The organism is Actinophytocola xinjiangensis (assembly GCF_001921215.1).
GTDB classification, from domain to species: Bacteria; Actinomycetota; Actinomycetes; order Mycobacteriales; family Pseudonocardiaceae; genus Actinophytocola; species Actinophytocola xinjiangensis.
Map to the genome: position 1 here is coordinate 1,085,301 of NZ_MSIF01000001.1, position 17,556 is coordinate 1,102,856.

The window sequence follows — 17,556 nt, forward strand, 5'->3', positions numbered from 1 at the left end:
GTGACCGGAACAGTCGAACTCCAGGCCCTGGCCCGTCGACTCGCGGCGCTCGACCCCGACCAGCGCCGCCGGGTCGAGGAGGAGCTGGCGCGGCGGGGCGTTGACCTGCCGGCGGCGGTGCTCACCGAATCGACGGCCTCGCGCGCGAGCTTCAGCGTGTACTTCTTCTCCTCGGCGGAGAAGGCCGGGCGCGACCGGTACCGGCTGCTGCTGGCGGCGGCGGACATCGCGGACCGGCGGGGGTTCGAGGCGGTGTGGACACCGGAGCGGCACTTCCACACCTTCGGTGGTCCCTACCCGGCGCCGTCGGTGCTGGCGGCCGCGCTGGCCACCCGCACCGAACGGGTCGCGCTGCGCGCCGGCAGCGTGGTGCTGCCACTGCACGACCCGATCCGGGTGGCCGAGGAGTGGTCGGTCGTGGACAACCTGTCCGGTGGCCGCGCCGGTATCTCGGTGGCGTCCGGGTTCCACCCGGTGGACTTCGTCCTGGCGCCGGACCGGTTCGCCGGCCGGCGCGAGGTGCTGGTCGACCACCTCGACGTGGTGCACCGGCTGTGGCGGGGCGAGGCGGTGCCGGCGAGAACCGGTGTGGGGGAGGAGGAACTGATCCGCATCTACCCACGCCCGGTACAGCCGACCCTGCCGACCTGGCTGACCGCGAGCGGTGAGAACGACCGGTCCTTCGAGCTCGCCGGCCGGCTCGGGGTCAACGTGCTCACCGCGCTGCTCAACCAGAACGTCGACCAGTTGGCGCGCCGGATCACCCTGTACCGCACGACACTGGCCGAACACGGGCACGATCCCGACGCGCACCGGGTGACGGTGATGATCCACACCTTCGTCGGCGACAGCGACGACGACGTGCGCGAGACCGTCCGCCAACCGCTCTACCAGTACCTGAGCACTCATCTCGACCTGGCCAGGTCGCTGGCCGCGAGCCTGTCGGACACCGAGGATCTCGGCGACTACGCCGAGCACGAGGACGCGTTGCTGGAGTTCGGGTTCGAGCGCTACGTCGAGCACGCCTCGCTGATCGGCACCCCACGGCGGTGCGCGGACATGGTGCGGCGGCTGGTGGCGGTCGGCGTGGACGAGATCGCGGCGCTGCTCGACTTCGGGGTCGACGACGACCTGGTGCTCGCCAGCCTGGAGCGGCTGGCCGGCCTGCGGGACGAGCTGTCGCGTGTGGACGGAGAACGGTCCGGATGACCACCCTGGAAGGCGTGCTCGCCGAGGTGCTCGACCTGCCGGTGGACGACATCGGGGAGGAGACCGGGCGGGACACCACCGCGGAGTGGACCAGCCTCGCGCACGTCCAGGTCGTCACCGCGGTCGAGGGCGCGTTCGGGGTCACCCTCACCACCCGGGAGATCTCCGAGGTGACCACCGTGGGCCGGCTGCGCGCGGTGCTGCGGACCAAGGGGGTGTCGGCGTGACCGCCGCCGCCCGGTGGCGGGAGCTGCTGCGATCCGGTCGCCGTCCCGACGTCCGGGTCCGGTTGCTCGGCTCGTTCACGATGGACGCGGTGCTGCCGCACCTCGGGACCGCGCTCGCCGACCTGGGGGTCGTCGCGGAGATCACGGCGGGACCGTTCAACCAGATCGTGCAGGAATGCGTCGACCCGCGCAGCGAGACCGCCGCGCTGGAACCCGACGTGCTGGTGGTGTGGCCGAGACTGGAGGAGTTCTGGGGAGAAGGCGGCCTCGACGAGGTGGCCTCCGCCGCGACGATGGCCGCCGGCCGGCTCTGCGCGCGGTTGGTGCTCGTCCTGCCCGCCACGCCGGTGGACCGGCCGCTGGGCGCCGGGGACGCCTCGAACCCGACCGGTGTGGCGGCCAGCGCCGCCTCGGCCCGGGAGCGGGTTCGTGCCGCCGTCTGCGACGCCCCCGGGGCCGTGCTGTGTGACGCCGAGGAGACCGTACGTGCGGTCGGGGAACAGTCGGCCTACGACCACCGGCTCGGGGTTCTGTTCGGAATCCCTTACACGGAGCTGTTTCTGGCGGCGATGGGGCAGTCACTGGGCAGGTCGGTCGCCCTGGCCCTCCGGCCGGCGCGCAAGGTCGTCGTCGTCGACGCCGACAACACGCTGTGGGGTGGGGCGGTCGGCGAGATCGGCGCGGACGGCGTCGACCTCGGCCCGGGACCGGGCGAGGCCTACCTCGCGTTCCAGGACCACCTGCTGGGCCTGCGCGCCAACGGCGTGCTGCTCGCGTTGTGCAGCAAGAACCTGGAGGAGGACGTGTGGGCGGCGTTCTCCCGCCGGGAGATGCGGCTGCGCCGCGACCACCTGTCCGCGTGGCGTGTCGGCTGGCGTGCCAAGCACGAGGCGATCACCGAGATCGCGGCCGAGTTGGGTGTCGGGGTCGACGCGGTGGTGTTCGTCGACGACAGCCCGGCCGAACTCGCCGAGGCGACGGCGGCACTACCCGGTCTGGCCACGGTGGCGATGCCGGCGGACCCCGTGTGGTGGCGCGCGGCGGTGGACACCGCCGCGCTGGACCGGCTGCCACCGACCGCCGACGACATGGCCCGGCCCGAGCGGCTGCGCCAGGACCGGGACCGCGACCAGCTGCGCCAGACCGTCGCGCCCGAGATCTACCTGAAGGACCTGGAGATCTGGGTGGAGGCGCGCGACCCCGAGCCCGCCGACCACCGCCGGCTCGCCCAGCTCGTGCTCAAGACCAACCAGCTCAACCTCAACGGGGACCGGCTCTCCGGGCAGCGACTGGCCGAGCTGTGCGCGAGTCCGGACCACGCGGTCCGGCTGGTCACCGTCGGCGACCGGTTCGGCGACTACGGGCAGGTCGGTGCCTACGTGCTGGAGCTCGGTGACCGGACCACCGCGCGGCTGGGCCTGTTCCTGCTCAGCTGCCGGGCGCTGGGCCGGGGTGTCGAGCGGGCGATGGTCGCCGACGCGTTCGCCGTCGCCGACCGGCACGGGATCGGCACGATCCTCGCCACCGTGGAGGAACGCCAGCGCAACGAGCCCGCCAGGAGGTTCTTCACGTCGCTGGGCTGCCGCGTCGGTGTGGAGTCCACGGTGGACGCGGTCGACGCCCCGTCGTACGTCTCGGTCAGGGAGTCCGGTGTCGGCCGTGGGTGAACCGTCGGTGACTTTCGACCGCGGGCTGGTCGAGTTGTTCGCCGAGGCGAGCAACGACCGGAACCCGCTGCACACGCGGGGCGAGTACGCGCGGGCCACCGCCTACGGCGAACCCGTCGTGTTCGGCGTCCTCGCGGCCCTGGCCCTGCTGGGCAGGATGCGTGGCGTGGTGACCGATCCGGTCCGGCGGCTGACGGCCTCCTTCCGGCAACCGGTGTTCGTCGGGGTGGAGTACGAGGTCGTCGTCACCGGGACGGGCGACCACCGCCGGGGTGAGCTGCGGCGGGCCGGCCAGCGGGTGGTGACCGTGGCGGTGCGCGGCGGCGACCCGACCGATCCGGCCGACCCGGTGGCCGGCGAACCGGCGCCGCCCACGCCGATGCGCGCCGAGCCCGCCCGGTGGACCGTCGAGGACCTGCTGCCCGGGACGACCGTCGACGGTGGCTACCGGACCACCAGATTCGCCGAACTGGTCACCCGGCTCGGGCTCGGCGACGGACCGCTGCCGGCCGCGCACCTCGCCGCGCTGCTGTGGAGCAGCTACCTCGTCGGCATGGAGGTGCCGGGCCGGCAGGCGCTGTTCACCCGGGTCACCATGGACTTCCACGAGGAGCGGATGACCGGGACGTGCTCGTACCGGGCCGAGGTCCGCCGGGTCGACCCGAGGTTCCGGCTCGTCGAGCTCACCGGGCGGGTGCTGTTCGGCCGTCGAACCGTTGCCAGTGCGATGATCCAGGCCCTCGTCCGGCCACCCGTGACACCGGTCGCCCTGGCCGGGCCGCCCCGCGAGGTCGACGCGCTGCCCACGCTGGAGGGCCGGGTCGCGGTCGTGGTCGGCGCGAGCAGAGGGCTGGGGGCGGCGTTGGCGCTCGTCCTCGCGCGCCGGGGCTGCACCGTCGTCGGCTGTTACCGCGACTGCGAGACCGAGGCGGCGCGGCTCGAACGCGCCGCGCCGGGCGGCCTGCTGCGCCTGGAGCGCGGCGACGCCGCCGACCCGGAGTTCTGCGCGCGACTGGCCGGCGAGGTCGCCACCCGGCACGGTCGCGTCGACCTGCTGGTCTGCTCGGCCGCCCCGGCGCTGCGGCCGCTGCGGCTGCTCGCGGGTGCCGCCGGTGAGCTGGCCGACCACGTGGCCGACACGGTCCGGCTGGTCGCCACGCCCGTCGCCGCGTTCCTGCCGCTGCTCGACAGGGCCGAGGGTCAGGTCGTCGCCGTCTCCTCGCGGGCGCTGTCGGCGCCACCGGCGCAGTGGCCGCACTACGTGGCCGCCAAGGGCGCCGTCGAGCACCTGGTGCACGCGCTGGGCCCCGCCAACCCGAGGCTGCGGTTCCTGATCTGCCGGCCGAGGCGGATGGACACGGCCTATGTCGACTCGGTCACCGACGACCACCCGGCCGCCGCACCGCTCGTGGTCGCCACGGAGTTGGTGGATGCCATCGGCCGGTTCGCCGACCGGCCGGTCCGGGGGCGTGTTCCCGTGCTGGAGGTGTGAGATGAGTGACGAGACGTCGGTCGCCGTGGTCGGGCTTGCCTGCCGGGTGCCGGGCGCCGGGGACGCCGCGACCTTCTGGCGCAACGTTCGTACCGGCACGGAGTCGATCAGGAGGTTCTCCCCGGACGACCTGCGGGCGGCCGGGGTGCCGGACACCGTGGCGGCCGACCCGGCGTACGTGCCGGCCGGCGGCTGGCTGGCCGACCTCGACCGGTTCGACGCAGGCCTGTTCGGTGTGCCGGCGAGCGCGGCGGCGGCGATGGATCCCCAGCACCGGATCTTCCTGGAGTGCGTGTGGAGCGCGCTGGAGGACGCCGGCTGCGTTCCCGAGCAACCGCACCGGACCGGGCTGTTCGCCGCGGCGTCGTCGAACGACTGGCTGATCCGGCTGCTGCGCGACCGTGAGCTGGTCGACGCGATCGGGCTGGACCAGGCCCTGCTGGGCACGGAGAAGGACTACCTGGTGTCCAGGGTGGCCTACACGCTCGGTCTGTCCGGGCCGGCGCTCGCGGTGCAGACGGCGTGCTCGTCGTCGCTCGCGGCGGTGCACCTCGCGGCGAGGAGCCTGCTCACCCTGGAGTGCGACGTCGCCGTCGCCGGCGGGGTGAGTGTCACGTTCGTGGACCCCGTCGGCTACCGGCACGAACCAGGCGGGATCCGCTCGCCGGACGGGCGGTGCCGGGCGTTCGACGCGAACGCCAACGGCACCGTCGCGGGCAACGGGGTCGGCGTGGTGGTGCTCAAACGCCTCGCCGACGCGCTCGCGGACGGGGACACGGTCCGGGCGGTCGTCAGCGGTACCGCCATGAACAACGACGGACGGCTCAAGGTCGGCTTCACCGCCCCCAGCGTCCGGCGCCAGGCGGAGGTGATCGCCGAGGCGCTGGCCGTGGCGGACGCCGGCGCGGACACCGTCGACTACGTCGAGGCCCACGGCACCGGCACGGCCGTCGGCGACCCGATCGAGCTGACCGCCCTCGGCGAGGTGTTCGGCGGGCGGCCGGCGACCGACCCGGTCCTGGTCGGCTCGGTGAAACCGAACATCGGGCACCTGGACGCCGCCTCCGGTGTCGTCGGGCTGATCAAGACGGTCCTGGCGGTCGAGGCGGCGCTGGTGCCGGCCACGATCAACCTCCGCACGCCGACCGGGGCCGTCGACTGGACCACGCTCGGCGTCACCCCGAACACCGCACCGCGACCGTGGCCGGTCCGGGTGGGCCGCCCGCGCCGGGCCGGGGTGAGCTCCTTCGGCATCGGCGGGACGAACGTGCACGTGGTTGTCGAGAGCGCCGAGGTGCCCGACGTGCCGGCCGAGCCCACCACGGCGGAGATCGTGACGGTGTCCGGTGCCGACGACGCGGCGGTGGACCGCGGGATCATCGCGCTGTGCGACCACGCCGGTACCTCGGCGGGGCCGGTGCGGCTGCGGGACCTCGCCGCGACCACCCGGACGGGACGCACGGCCCTGGCGAGCCGGGCCGCCGTCGTGTGCCGGAGCGCGGACGAGTTGGCGGGGCTCGAACCGGGGTCGTGGATCCGGGGTCACGCCGACGTCTCGGCGGTGGTGTTCCTGTTTCCCGGGCAGGACTCCTGGTACCCGGGCGCCGGCTCGGGGCTGGCCGGGGAGTCCCTGTTCCGGGCCGGCGACGAGCTCCCCGTTGGCGACGATCCTCTCGCCGGCGACGAGGCGCGGCTGTTCGTGCTGGAGTACACGCTCGCCCGGCTGTGGCAGCTGCGGTGGGGTGTTCGTCCACTCACGACGGTCGGCTGCGGTGTCGGCGAGTTCGTGTCGGCCTGCCTCGCCGGGGTCCTCACCCCGGCCGACGCGCTGCGGGCGGTGACCGAGCGTGGACGGCTGCTGCGCGAACTGCCGGACCGCGCGGTCGAGGAGTTCACCGCGCTGATGGCCGGCGTGCCGCTGAGCCCACCGGACCGGCCGTTCGTGTCCACGGTCACCGGTGGTCTGCTGGACCCCGACCGGGTCGCCGACCCGGAGTACTGGGGAGGGCAGCTGCGCGCGCCGGTCCGCTTCGCCGATGCCGTCACCAGTGCGACCACACTGGACGGTTCGGTGTGGCCGCTGTTCGTCGAGGTCGGCCCCGGTGCCGCGCTGACCGCGCGGCTACGCCACCTCCGGCCCGACGCGGTGGCCGTGCCCAGCCTGCCGGCCGAGGCGGACCGCGCCGGCCCGGCCGACGACCGGACCACCCTGCTGAGCGCCGTCGCGGCCGCGTGGGCCAACGGCGCGCCCGTCGACTGGACCGGGCACGGGCGCGCCAGGAAGATCCCGCTGCCGACCTACCCGTTCGCCCGGGAGCGGTACTGGCCGGACAGGATGCCCAGGGCCACCAGTCAGGCCGGGCTGTACCTGGCCGATCCCGTCGAGCCGGGGCCGGTCGAGGCCGTGCCGGCGGACCGGTCGTCCGGCGGGGCGGACGAGGTCACCGAGTTCCTGCTGGAGTCCTGGCGCACGTTGCTCGGCGTGCCGGACGTCACCGGGGACAGCGACTTCTTCGAGCTCGGCGGCGAGTCGTTGCTCGCGATCCGGCTCACCGAAGGGATCCGGCGCCGGTTCGGCGTGCCGATCCCGCCCACCCAGCTGTTCTCGACGTCCACAGTGGACACACTGGCCGTCGTCGTCCGGGGCGGGACCGCACCGGAGGACGACGTGGTGGCCGACCTGGTGGCCGACATCGCCCGGATGGCGCGGGGCCCGGCCGATGGCTGAGCCAGCGCCGCTGGCGCACCAGCAGCACCGGGTCTGGCTGCTCGACCGACTCGACCCCGGCAACCCGGCGTTCAACGTCCCGTTCGGCACCTGGCTGCGGGGACCGCTCGACCGGTCCGCGCTGGCCGGCGCGCTGACCGAACTGGCCGGGCGGCACGAGGCGCTGCGGACCTCGTTCGTCGTGCACGACACCGAACCGGTCATGGTGGTCTCGCCGCCCGACCTCCCGCTCACCGAACTGGCCGCCGCGACACCGGCCGACGCGCTGGACCGGGCGGCCGAGGTGGCCCGGCACCGCTTCGACCTCGCCGCCGGACCGCCGGCACTGGCCGCCGTGATCAGCGTCCCGCCGGACCGGCACCTGCTCGTCCTGGTCGTCCACCACATCGTGTGCGACGGCTGGTCGGGCACGATCCTGCTGCGAGACCTCGGGGCCCTCTACTCCGCCAGGGTCAGCGGGGTGCCGGCGCGCCTGCCGGCACCGGCGATCACGCCCTCGGCGTACGCGCGCCGGCAGCGGTCGGAACTGAGCGGCCAGCGGCTGCGCGACCACCTTGACTTCTGGACCGGGCACCTCGCCGGCGCGCCACCGGTCATCGCCCTGCCGACCGACGCCCCCCGCGCCGCGAGCGGGGCAGGGGCCGGGGCGATCCACCGGTTCACGCTCGACGCCGACCTGACCGAGCGGGTCCGCCGGTTCGCCAGGCAACACCGGGCCACCCCGTTCCTGGTGCTGTACACGGCGTTCGGGGCCCTGCTGCACCGCTACAGCGGCCAGGACCGGGTGGTCGTCGGCTTCCCGATGGCCAACCGGACCGACCCGGAACTGGAGTCGCTGGTCGCCTACGTGTCCAACGTGCTGCCGATGTGCCTCGACTTCTCCGACGACCCCGGGTTCGCCGACGTCCTGACCGGGGTGCGCTCACGGCTGGCGCCGGTGTACGAGTACCAGGACGTGCCGTTCCCGGCGCTGGTCGCCGAACTCGGCGTGCCCCGTGACCTCGGGGTCAACCCGATCTTCCAGGTGCACTTCGCCCTCCAGTGGTTCCCCGGCGACGAGGCCGGGTTCACCGGGCTGGAGGTCGCCCCGGCGCCGCTGGACAACCGGACCGCCAAGTTCGACCTCTACCTCTCCCTGGAATGGGCGAGCGACGGCATGCGCGGTGAGCTCCAGTACGACGCGGACCAGTTCACCGGGGCCCGCGCCTCGGCGATGGCCGGCCACTACACCCGGCTGCTGCACGCCGCCGTGACCCACGGCGGCACGGTCGCGACACTGCCGCTGCTCACCGACGGCGAGCGGGACACCGTGGCGCGCTGGAGCGGAACCGGACGCGACACCGACGCCGGCCCACTGGTTCCCGACCTGTTCGCCGCGCGGGCAGCGCGGTGCCCCAGCCGGGTGGCGCTGGTGGACGGCGACCGGCGGATGACCTTCGGCGAGCTGGAGGCCAACGCCAACCGGCTGGCGCACCGGCTGCGCCGCATGGGCGTCGGACCGGAGCGGATCGTCGGGGTGTGTCTGGACCGGTCGGCCAGCCACCTCGTCGCCCTGCTGGCCGTGCTCAAGGCCGGGGGCGCCTACCTCCCGCTGGATCCCCACTACCCGCCGGAGCGACTGGCGTTCATGGTGCGGGACTCCTCGGTGACGACGGTCGTGACCGACACCGGGGCGGCGCACGCCGTTCCCCCCGGTCCGGCGACGCTCACGCTGGACGAGCTGGACCTGGCGGACGAACCGGTGACCCCTGTCCACCACGGGCTGGACAGGGACAACCTGATGAGCGTCCTGTACACCTCCGGCTCCACCGGCCGCCCCAAGGGCGTACTCGGCACCCACCGCAACTGGCTGCCCCCGATCGCCGCCATGCACCGCGAGTTCCCGTTCCGGCCGGGCGAGGTGTGCTGCCAGAAGACACCGGCCAGTTTCGTCGACGCGGTGTGGGAGAGCCTGGACCCGCTGCTGCACGGCGTGCCCCTGGTGGTCCTGCCCGACGGGATCGTGCGGGACCCCTCGGCGTTCGTCGCCGCCCTGGCCGAACACCGGGTGACCCGCCTGGTCGCCGTGCCGTCACTGCTGCGCCTGCTGCTGGACGCCCCCGGCGCCCTGCCCGACCTCACCCTGTGCGTCAGCAGCGGCGAGGAGCTCACCCCCGACCTGGCGCGGCGGCTGCGCACCCGCCTGCCGGCGGCGCGGCTGGTCAACCTGTACGGAACCACCGAGGTCGCCGCCGACGTCACCAGGTACACGGTGCCGGACGGGGCGCGACGGGTGGCGATCGGCGGGCCGATCGCCGGCGCCCGGCTCCACCTGCTCGACCGCGCGCTCGGCCCCGTTCCCGTCGGGGTGCCCGGCGAGATCCACGTCGGCGGCGAGGTCGTGGCGCGCGGGTACCTCGGCGCGCCGGGCCTGACCGCCGAGCGGTTCGTGCCAAGCCCCTTCGGCGACGGTGAACGGCTCTACCGCACCGGAGACCTCGGCCGGTACCGCCCGGACGGGGTGGTCGAGCTGCTCGGCCGCGCGGACCGGCAGGTGAAGGTCCGTGGCGTCCGGGTCGAGCTCGGCGAGGTGGCGAGCACGGTCGCGGAGTTCGGTTCGGTCGCCGACTGCGCGGTGCTGGTCCGGACCGAACTCGGCGACACCCAACTCCTCGCCTACGTGCTGCCCGCGCCGGGCAGGGACCTCGATCCGGCCGCCCTCGACGCCCACCTGCGCGCCAGGCTGCCCAGCCACCTGGTGCCCACGATCGTGCCGATCGCCGAACTTCCGCTGCTGCCCAACGGGAAGGTCGACACGGCCGCGCTGGCCGCCACGGGGAGCATCGCGCCGGCCGGCGTCACCGAGTACGTCGCGCCCCGAGGCCGGGAGGAGGCCGCGATGGCCGCCATCTGGCAGCGCGTGCTCGGCGTCGACCGGGTCGGCGTCCACGACAACTTCTTCGACCTCGGCGGCGACTCGGTACGCGCGCTGCGCCTGGTCGCCCTGGCCAACCAGGAGGGATTCCGGCTCCAGGCCCAGGATCCCGTCCGCAGCCAGACGGTCGCCGAACTGGTCGCGGCGTCCGGGGCCACCCAGGACGCCGCGAAGGACACCCCCTCGCTGACCGTCGCCGCGTCCGACCTGGACGCGCTCGCGCGGCTGATCACCCGGAGAGCCGATGCCCGCGATGCCTGAGGGCGCGGTGGACGCCTACCCACTGACCCCGATGCAACAGGGGATCCTCTACCACGTGCTGGCCGAGCCGGGCGGCGGCCGGTACGTCCAGCAGGTGGCGTGCGAGCTGACCGGTGACCTGGACGCCGAGGCGTTCCGGCGCGCGTGGCAGGCCACGGTCGACCGGCACGAGGTCCTGCGCAGCGCGTTCTACTGGGAAGGGCTCAGTGAGCCGCTCCAGGTGGTGCACGCCGCCGCCGAGCCGGAGTGGACCGTCCTCGACCACCGCGACCTCGACGACGCGGAGCGCGCGAGGGCCCTGGCCCGGTTCCGCGAGGCCGACCTCGCCCGGGGCATCGACCTCGGTCGCGCGCCGCTGATGCGCTGCGCCCTGCTCAGGACCGACGCCGACCGGCACCTGTTCCTCTGGACCCACCACCACATCGTCCTGGACGGCCCGTCGTTCACCCTGGTGCTGACCGAGGTCCTCGACCGGTACTCCTCGGCCGACCGGTACCGGGAACGTCCGGTCCCGCCGTTCCGCGACCACGTGGCCCAGGTGCGCGCCACGGACCGGGACGCGGCGCTGGCGTTCTGGCGGTCGCGGCTCGCGGAGGTCGACGCGCCGACCGCCATCCCGGGACTGCGCCGCTCGACCGACCGGTCCGCTCCCGCCGCCGAGACCCACCACGCGCTCGAACCGGGCCTCGCGGCGCGGCTCGACGCGTTCGGCCGGCGCCAGCGTCTCGGCGCGGCGACACTCGCGGCCGCGGCCTGGGCCCGAGCCGTCGGCCTGCTGGCCGGCACGACCGACGTGGTGTTCGGCATGACGATGGGCGGTCGCCCCGTCGGGATCCCGGACGCCGAGTCGATGGTGGGCCTGTTCATCAACACGGTGCCCGTGCGCGTCCGACTCCGTTCCGCCGGGGTGTCGCCGGAGTGGCTCGCGGAGGTCCAGGACGAACTGCTCGCCGTGCGGGACGTCGAACAGACACCGCTGGTGGACGCGCAGGGCTGCGCCGGGGTGCCTCGGGGCGTGCCGTTGTTCGAGTCGCTCCTGCTCGTGCAGAGCTATGCCGACGACCCGCCGCGCGGCCGGGCCGGGATCACCCTGGAGGTGGTCGGATCCGAGCCGCCGAGGACCGGCTACCCGGTCACGATGATGGTGGTTCCCGGTGAGGGCTGGCGGATCCGGCTCGTCCACGACACGGCCTCGCTGGACCAGGACGGCGCCCGGCGGCTGCTGGACGCCTTCGCCTGGGCGCTCGGCACGTTGCCCGACGGACCGGACGCTCCCACGTCCTGCCCGGCGGTCCGCGACGTGGTCCGGGTCCAGGCGGCCGGCACCTTCACGGTGACCGCGATGGCCGACACCGTCGAGTTCTGGCTGCGTACGCTCGGCACGGCGATGACCGTCGGGTTCGGCCGCTACGGGCATCTGCACCAGGAACTCCTGGAGCCGGGCGGGCCGCTGGCACGCGCCGCCTACCGCCTGCTGTTCGTCCGCCCCGAGGACCTGGCACCGCCGGACGAGCCGGACGCCCTGACCTCGGCCGTCGACGACCTCGCCACGATGATCGGCGGCCTCGACACGGGACTGAGCCTGGTCGTGCTGTGCCCGCCGGCGGATGACGCGCCGTACCGGGACGGCGTGCCGCGGCTGCGGGAGCGGCTGGGTGCCGTGCCGCGCGTCGACGTGGCCGACGCCATGGACCTGTGCCGCCCCTACGGTGTCGACCGGGTGCACGACCCGGCCGCCGCGCGCGCCGGGCACGTCCCGTACACGCCCGAGTTCCTCGCCGCGCTCGCGACCGGGGCGCTGCGCCGGGTCCTGGCGGCGGCGGACCCCGGCCCGGCGGCCCTCGTTCTGGACGGGGACGGCCTGCTGTGGGACGGGGCGGCCGCGGAGGACGCGACGGCCGCCGACGCCGGCTCGCCTGGCCGGGCGGTGGTGCGGGCGGCCACCGCGTGGCGGGCCGCCGGCCGCCCGGTCGCGCTGGCCGCGCGTGGTGCGCGAGCCGACGTCGAACGGGCACTGGCCCGGTTCTGCCCCGCGCTCGACCCCGGGGAACTCGCCGTGGTGCGGGTCGGCTGGGACCCGGTCTCGACGGCCGTCGGCGCTGTCGCCGCCGAGCTGGGGTTGCCGGAGGAGGAGCTGATCTACCTGACGGCCGACCCGGTGAACTGGGCGGACGTGCGGAGCAACCGCACCCGGGTGTGGAGCACGCTCGTGCGGTCCTCGGCGTTCGTCGACCACCTGTGGACGCTGGACCTCGCCCCGGCCGGCTGGCCGGCGGGAGGTGCTCGTGGAGCTGGCTGACTTCCACGCGCGTCTGCGGCTGGTGGTCGGGTTCCCCGACCTCGGCGCCGCCGAGGCCGCCCCGCTGCTCGAACGGTCGGTGGAGTTCGCCCTCAACGGCGCGCGCTGGCGGCCGGAGTGGCGCGACCGTCGGGTGTTCGGGGTGACCGTGGAGGACCGGTACGGGCGGTACGGGCTGTCGGGGGTGTGTGTCGCCGGGCCGGTCGGCGACGCCCTGGTCGTCGACGCGCTGGCCCTGAACTGTCGGGTTCTCGGCAAGCGGGTGGAGGTCCACCTGGTGCGCCGGCTGGCGGAGCTCGCCGGCGAGGCCGGTGTCACGTCCCTGCACCTGGCCTACGAGCCGACGCCCCGGAACGCGCCGTTCCGCCAGTTCCTCACCGGGCTGGTCGCGGACCTGCCGGCGACCGGTCCGGTGGTCCTGTCCCGCGAGGCCGTGGCGGACACCGGCGAGCACCGCGCGGCCCCGCCGGTGGAGCGCGGGTCGTCGCGGCTGCCGGCGTCGCCGCGCCGCGACACCGGGCTCATGGAGGACATCGCGCGGAGGTTCACCAGCGCGGCGCTGATCGCACGGGCCGCCGTCCGCCGGCCGGCCGCGACCGTGCGGTCCGGCGGCACGGCTGCCAGCGGCGATCTCGAACGCCGCCTGAGCGCACTCTGGCGGGACGTCCTGGGACTCGACTCGGTCGGTGTGGAGGACGGGTTCTTCGACCTCGGCGGGCACTCCCTGGCCATGGTCCGGCTCTACAGCCGGATCTGCGACGAGCTGGAGCGGCCGGACCTGACCATGGTCGACCTGTTCCACCACCCCACCATCCGCCGCCTGGCCGCCTTTCTGGACGGCGCCACCGAACCCACCGCCGGTGGTCCACCCGCGCGCACCGAACCGGCGCGGGACGCGGTCGCGGTCATCGGGCTGGCCTGCCGCACACCGGGAGCCGCCGACCCCGACGAGCTCTGGGCCGCGCTGACCGCCGACCGGGAGCTGCTCGACCTCCTGCCCCCGGACGGGACCGACCCCGCCGTGGTTCCCACCCTGGGCTGGCTGGCCGACCACGACGCGTTCGACGCGGACTTCTTCGGGATCGGTCCACGCGAGGCCGAGACCACCGACCCGCAACACCGGGTCCTGCTGGAGTGCGCCTGGGCCGCGCTGGAGGACGCGGGTCGGGTCCCCAGCCGCTTTCCCGGCACGGTCGGGGTGTACGTCGGGTCCGGGGAGAGCGACCACCTGGTCCGGCTGCTGGCCCGCCCCGACCTCGTCCGGTCGCTGGGGCCGATGCGGCTGCGGCTGAGCAACCTCAAGGACTACCTCGCGCCCCGGCTGGCCCACCGGCTCGGTCTCACCGGCCCGGCGATCACCGTCCAGACCGCGTGTTCCACCTCGCTGGTCGCCGTTCACCTCGCGCGCAGGGCGCTGCTCGCCGGCGAGTGCGACCTGGCCATCGCCGGCGGCGTGTCCATCACCACCCTGGAGCGCACCGGCTACCGGTACGAGGAGGGCGGCATCTTCGCCAGGGACGGGCACTGCCGCTCGTTCGCCCCCGACGCCACCGGCACGGTCCCCGGCAACGGTGTGGGTCTGGTCGTGCTGCGCAGGCTCGCGGACGCCGTGCGCGACGGCGACCCGGTGCGCGCGGTCCTGCGGGGTTCGGCGGTGAACAACGACGGGCCCGTCCGCGCGGGCTTCACCGCCCCCGGTGTGGACGGTCAGGCGCGGGTGATCTCCCGGGCGCTGGCGGACGCGGGTCTGCGCCAGGACGAGGTGGACGTCGTCGAGGCCCACGGCACCGGCACCGTGCTCGGTGACGCCATCGAACGGGCGGCGCTCGACCAGGTCTTCGGTCGCCGTGACCGTCCACTGTGGATTGGATCGGTCAAGTCGAACGTCGGGCACCTGGACACCTCGGCCGGGGTGATCGGTCTGGTCAAGACCGTGCTGGCCGTCGAGCACGCCCGACTGCCCGCCTCACTGCACGTTGCGGACCCGGGAGCCGGCGCGGTCCGCGTCAACGTCGTCACCCGGCCCTGGCCTGGTGACGACGATCGGCCCCGGCGCGCCGGGGTCAGCTCGTTCGGCATGGGCGGCACCAACGCACACGTCATCGTCGAGCAGGCTCCGCCACGGGACGCGTCGGACGGGCCGCGCAGGCCGGAGCTCGTGGTGGTGTCGGCGGCCGACGCGCGGGGGCGGGAGGAGGCCGTCGACCGGCTGCGCCGGTGGGCGGCCCGGCATCCGGACGGGTCCGTCGCCGACGTCGCGGCCACCCTGGGTCGTGGCCGCGAGCACCTGCCGTTCCGGGCGTCGCTCACCTGCCGGGACGTCGGCGCGCTGGCACGGACCGCACCGGAACACTGGACCAGGGGTGGGCCCGCCCGGCGACCGGTGGTCTTCGCCTTTCCCGGTCAGGGCACCTGGGTTCCCGGCCTCGGCGCGGGTCTCTACGCCGAGGAGCCGGTGTTCCGGGACGCGGTGGACGAGGCGGCGGAACTGCTGGCCGGTCCACGCGACCTCCGGCAGGTCATGTTCGGTCCGGACGACGGGCCGCCCGGCGGACACCTCCAGCCCGCGTTGTTCGTGCTGGAGTACGCGCTCGCCCGCCTCTGGCAGAGCTTCGGCGTCGAACCGGTGGCCATGATCGGCCACAGCCTGGGGGAGTACACCGCCGCGACGCTGTCCGGAGTGCTCACCCTGGACGACGCGCTCGCCCTGGTCGCCGAGCGGGGACGGTTGATGGAGCGCCTGCCGCCCGGCGCCATGCTCGCCGTCGCACTGTCGGAGGAGGAACTGGCCGAACGCCTCCCCGGCCGACTGCTCGACGCGCTGGACCTCGCCGCCGTCAACGGTCCGGCCCAGTGCGCGCTCGCCGGACCCCCGGACGCCGTCGCGGAGCTGGCACGGTTCGCGGTCGATGCCCGGGTGCCGCACCGCCGCCTCGCGACCGCGCACGCGTTCCACTCGCGGATGTGCGTGCCGGTGGCCGCCGAGTTCGCCGAGTTCGCCGCGCGCAGGCCGTACGCGGAGCCGGGCCTCCCCTATGTGTCCACGGTGTCCGGTGACTGGGTGACGTCCGTGGACGGCGACCACTGGGCCACCCAACTGCGCGGGACCGTCCGGTTCTCCGCCGGCGTGCGCACGGTGCTCGCCCACCACCCCGACGCGGTGTTCCTCGAGGTCGGCCCCGGATCGACCCTGTCGGGAATGGTCCGCCAGCACCAGCCGGGAGCAGGCCGCCGTGCCTCGCTGCCGCGCCCGGTCGCCCCCGCGTCGGAACGTCCGAGCCTGCTCACCGCCGCCGGGGCGCTGTGGTGCGACGGCGTTGCGCTGCGCTGGGAGACGCTCGCGCCCGGTGGTCGGATCATCCCGTTGCCCACCTATCCCTTCCACCGCCGCACCTTCCCCGTCCCCGGGACGGCCCCCGCGCCGGCCCCACCCCGCCAGGACGCACCTCCGGCCGCGACACCGGCCACGGCACTGGACGGGCTGGAACCACTGGTCGGCCTGTTCTGGGAGGAACTGCTCGGCACCGGTGACCTGACGCCGGGCAGCGACTTCATCGCCCTGGGCGGTGACTCGCTCGTGGCCGCGAGACTCGTCGCGCGGATCGCCGACGTGCTGGGCGTCGAACTGCCCGTCAGGACCGTGTTCGACCACCCGCTCCTGGGCGCCCAGGCCAGGGCACTGGAGGACGCCGCACACCGGCAACTCGGTGAGGAGCGGGCGGCGGAACTGCTCGCCGAGGCCGGTGCGCTCACGCACGAGGGCACGAGGAGACAGGAATGACCGAACGACCGCGCTACCTCACCGCTGTGCCGAGGGTCGGCGATCCGCGCGTGGCGACCCGCGTGGCCAGGGACGTCATCGGCTGGAGCGACGAGTTCGACCTGGACGGCATCCTGCTGTTCACCGGGGCGGGGGCGGTGCTCGACCCGTGGCTCGGCGCCGCCGCCATCGTCGCGGGAACCCGCAGGCTCGTTCCGCTCGTCGCGCTCAACCCGCTGTACACCCACCCCTACGCCGCCGCCCGGTCGCTGCTGTCGATCACCGAGCTGTACGGGCGCCGGGTCGACCTCAACCTCATCACCGGTGCCGCCATCAGCGAACTGACCTCGGTCGGCGACCCGCTGGACCACGGGGACCGCTACGCCAGGCTCCAGGAGTACGTCGAGCTGTTCCTCGCCCTCCTCGACGGCCGGCCGGTGACCCGCGCGGGCCGGTTCTACCGGGTGTCGGGCCTGCACCTGTCGCCCCCGCTCCCGACGGAACTGCGGCCACGCCTGTACCTGGCCGGGCGGTCGGCCGACGCCGCCCGCACCGCCACGGCGCTCGGCGCGACCCCGATGGGCATGATCCCGCCGGGCCGGGACGAGGTCCCGGACGGGGTTGGCGCGCTGCACTTCGGGGTGCTCGCGCGGGACACGGCCCAGGAGGCGGAACGGGCGGCGCGGGAGATCTTCCCGGACGACCCGGCCGGACGCGAGATGCTCCGGATGAGCCTGGCGAACACCGACTCGGTGTGGAAACACGAGCTGGCGCGGGCGCCGGGGACGACCGGCTCGCCGGTCCGGCTGACGCCCTTCCACTCGTTCCAGGCCGACTGTCCCTACCTGGTCGGGGACCACGACACCGTCGCCGGTCACATCGCCAGCCTGACCGCCGCCGGGGTGCACACGATGGTGATGGACGCCCCGGGGACCAAGGAGGACTTCGGACACCTGGCCGAGGTCGTGCGACGGCTGCGGGCGGGAGACGCGCGGTGAT

9 protein-coding genes are annotated in these 17,556 nt (G+C 74.5%); all 9 read left to right on the top strand.

Translation table 11 applies throughout. The annotated features are described in order from the left end of the window. From BLA60_RS04720 to BLA60_RS04765, 9 genes are read left to right on the top strand one after another with little or no spacing between them, the layout of a single operon-like run. Positions 1-1,209: a MupA/Atu3671 family FMN-dependent luciferase-like monooxygenase gene (locus BLA60_RS04720; RefSeq protein WP_245811812.1), complete on the top strand. Its 1,209-nt coding sequence runs from the start codon at positions 1-3 to the stop codon at positions 1,207-1,209. Then, positions 1,206-1,436 carry an acyl carrier protein gene (locus tag BLA60_RS04725; RefSeq protein ID WP_075131375.1) on the top strand — a complete coding sequence of 77 codons (231 nt, stop codon included), beginning with the start codon at positions 1,206-1,208 and terminating at the stop codon, positions 1,434-1,436. Before BLA60_RS04720 ends, BLA60_RS04725 begins: the two co-directional genes overlap by 4 nt. Continuing rightward, positions 1,433-3,103: an HAD-IIIC family phosphatase gene (locus tag BLA60_RS04730; protein ID WP_075131376.1), complete on the top strand. Its 1,671-nt coding sequence runs from the start codon at positions 1,433-1,435 to the stop codon at positions 3,101-3,103. Before BLA60_RS04725 ends, BLA60_RS04730 begins: the two co-directional genes overlap by 4 nt. Positions 3,104-3,110: 7 nt before the next feature. Further along, entirely contained in the window at positions 3,111-4,595 is a 1,485-nt protein-coding gene (locus BLA60_RS04735; protein WP_162292898.1) for an SDR family NAD(P)-dependent oxidoreductase, read from the top strand. Between the two features lies 1 nt (position 4,596). Beyond that, complete coding sequence (locus BLA60_RS04740) at positions 4,597-7,323, top strand: type I polyketide synthase (RefSeq protein ID WP_075131378.1); 2,727 nt, start codon at positions 4,597-4,599, stop codon at positions 7,321-7,323. After that, complete coding sequence (locus BLA60_RS04745) at positions 7,316-10,498, top strand: non-ribosomal peptide synthetase (protein ID WP_075131379.1); 3,183 nt, start codon at positions 7,316-7,318, stop codon at positions 10,496-10,498. Before BLA60_RS04740 ends, BLA60_RS04745 begins: the two co-directional genes overlap by 8 nt. Then, on the top strand, positions 10,482-12,797 hold the full coding sequence (locus tag BLA60_RS04750) for a condensation domain-containing protein (RefSeq protein ID WP_075131380.1): 2,316 nt from the start codon (positions 10,482-10,484) through the stop codon (positions 12,795-12,797). Before BLA60_RS04745 ends, BLA60_RS04750 begins: the two co-directional genes overlap by 17 nt. Further along, entirely contained in the window at positions 12,784-16,578 is a 3,795-nt protein-coding gene (locus BLA60_RS04760) for a type I polyketide synthase (RefSeq protein ID WP_084734622.1), read from the top strand. Before BLA60_RS04750 ends, BLA60_RS04760 begins: the two co-directional genes overlap by 14 nt. Beyond that, positions 16,575-17,555, top strand: a complete 981-nt coding sequence (locus BLA60_RS04765) for an LLM class flavin-dependent oxidoreductase (RefSeq protein WP_075131381.1) — start codon at positions 16,575-16,577, stop codon at positions 17,553-17,555. The genes BLA60_RS04760 and BLA60_RS04765 overlap by 4 nt, the downstream gene beginning before the upstream one ends. Position 17,556 lies beyond the last annotated feature (1 nt).

Coding starts and splice junctions, on each gene's coding strand:
- BLA60_RS04725 (WP_075131375.1), top strand. CDS start 1,206: ATGACCACCCTGGAAGGCGTGCTCGCCGAGGTGCTCGACCTGCCGGTG.
- BLA60_RS04740 (WP_075131378.1), top strand. CDS start 4,597: ATGAGTGACGAGACGTCGGTCGCCGTGGTCGGGCTTGCCTGCCGGGTG.
- BLA60_RS04745 (WP_075131379.1), top strand. CDS start 7,316: ATGGCTGAGCCAGCGCCGCTGGCGCACCAGCAGCACCGGGTCTGGCTG.
- BLA60_RS04750 (WP_075131380.1), top strand. CDS start 10,482: ATGCCCGCGATGCCTGAGGGCGCGGTGGACGCCTACCCACTGACCCCG.
- BLA60_RS04765 (WP_075131381.1), top strand. CDS start 16,575: ATGACCGAACGACCGCGCTACCTCACCGCTGTGCCGAGGGTCGGCGAT.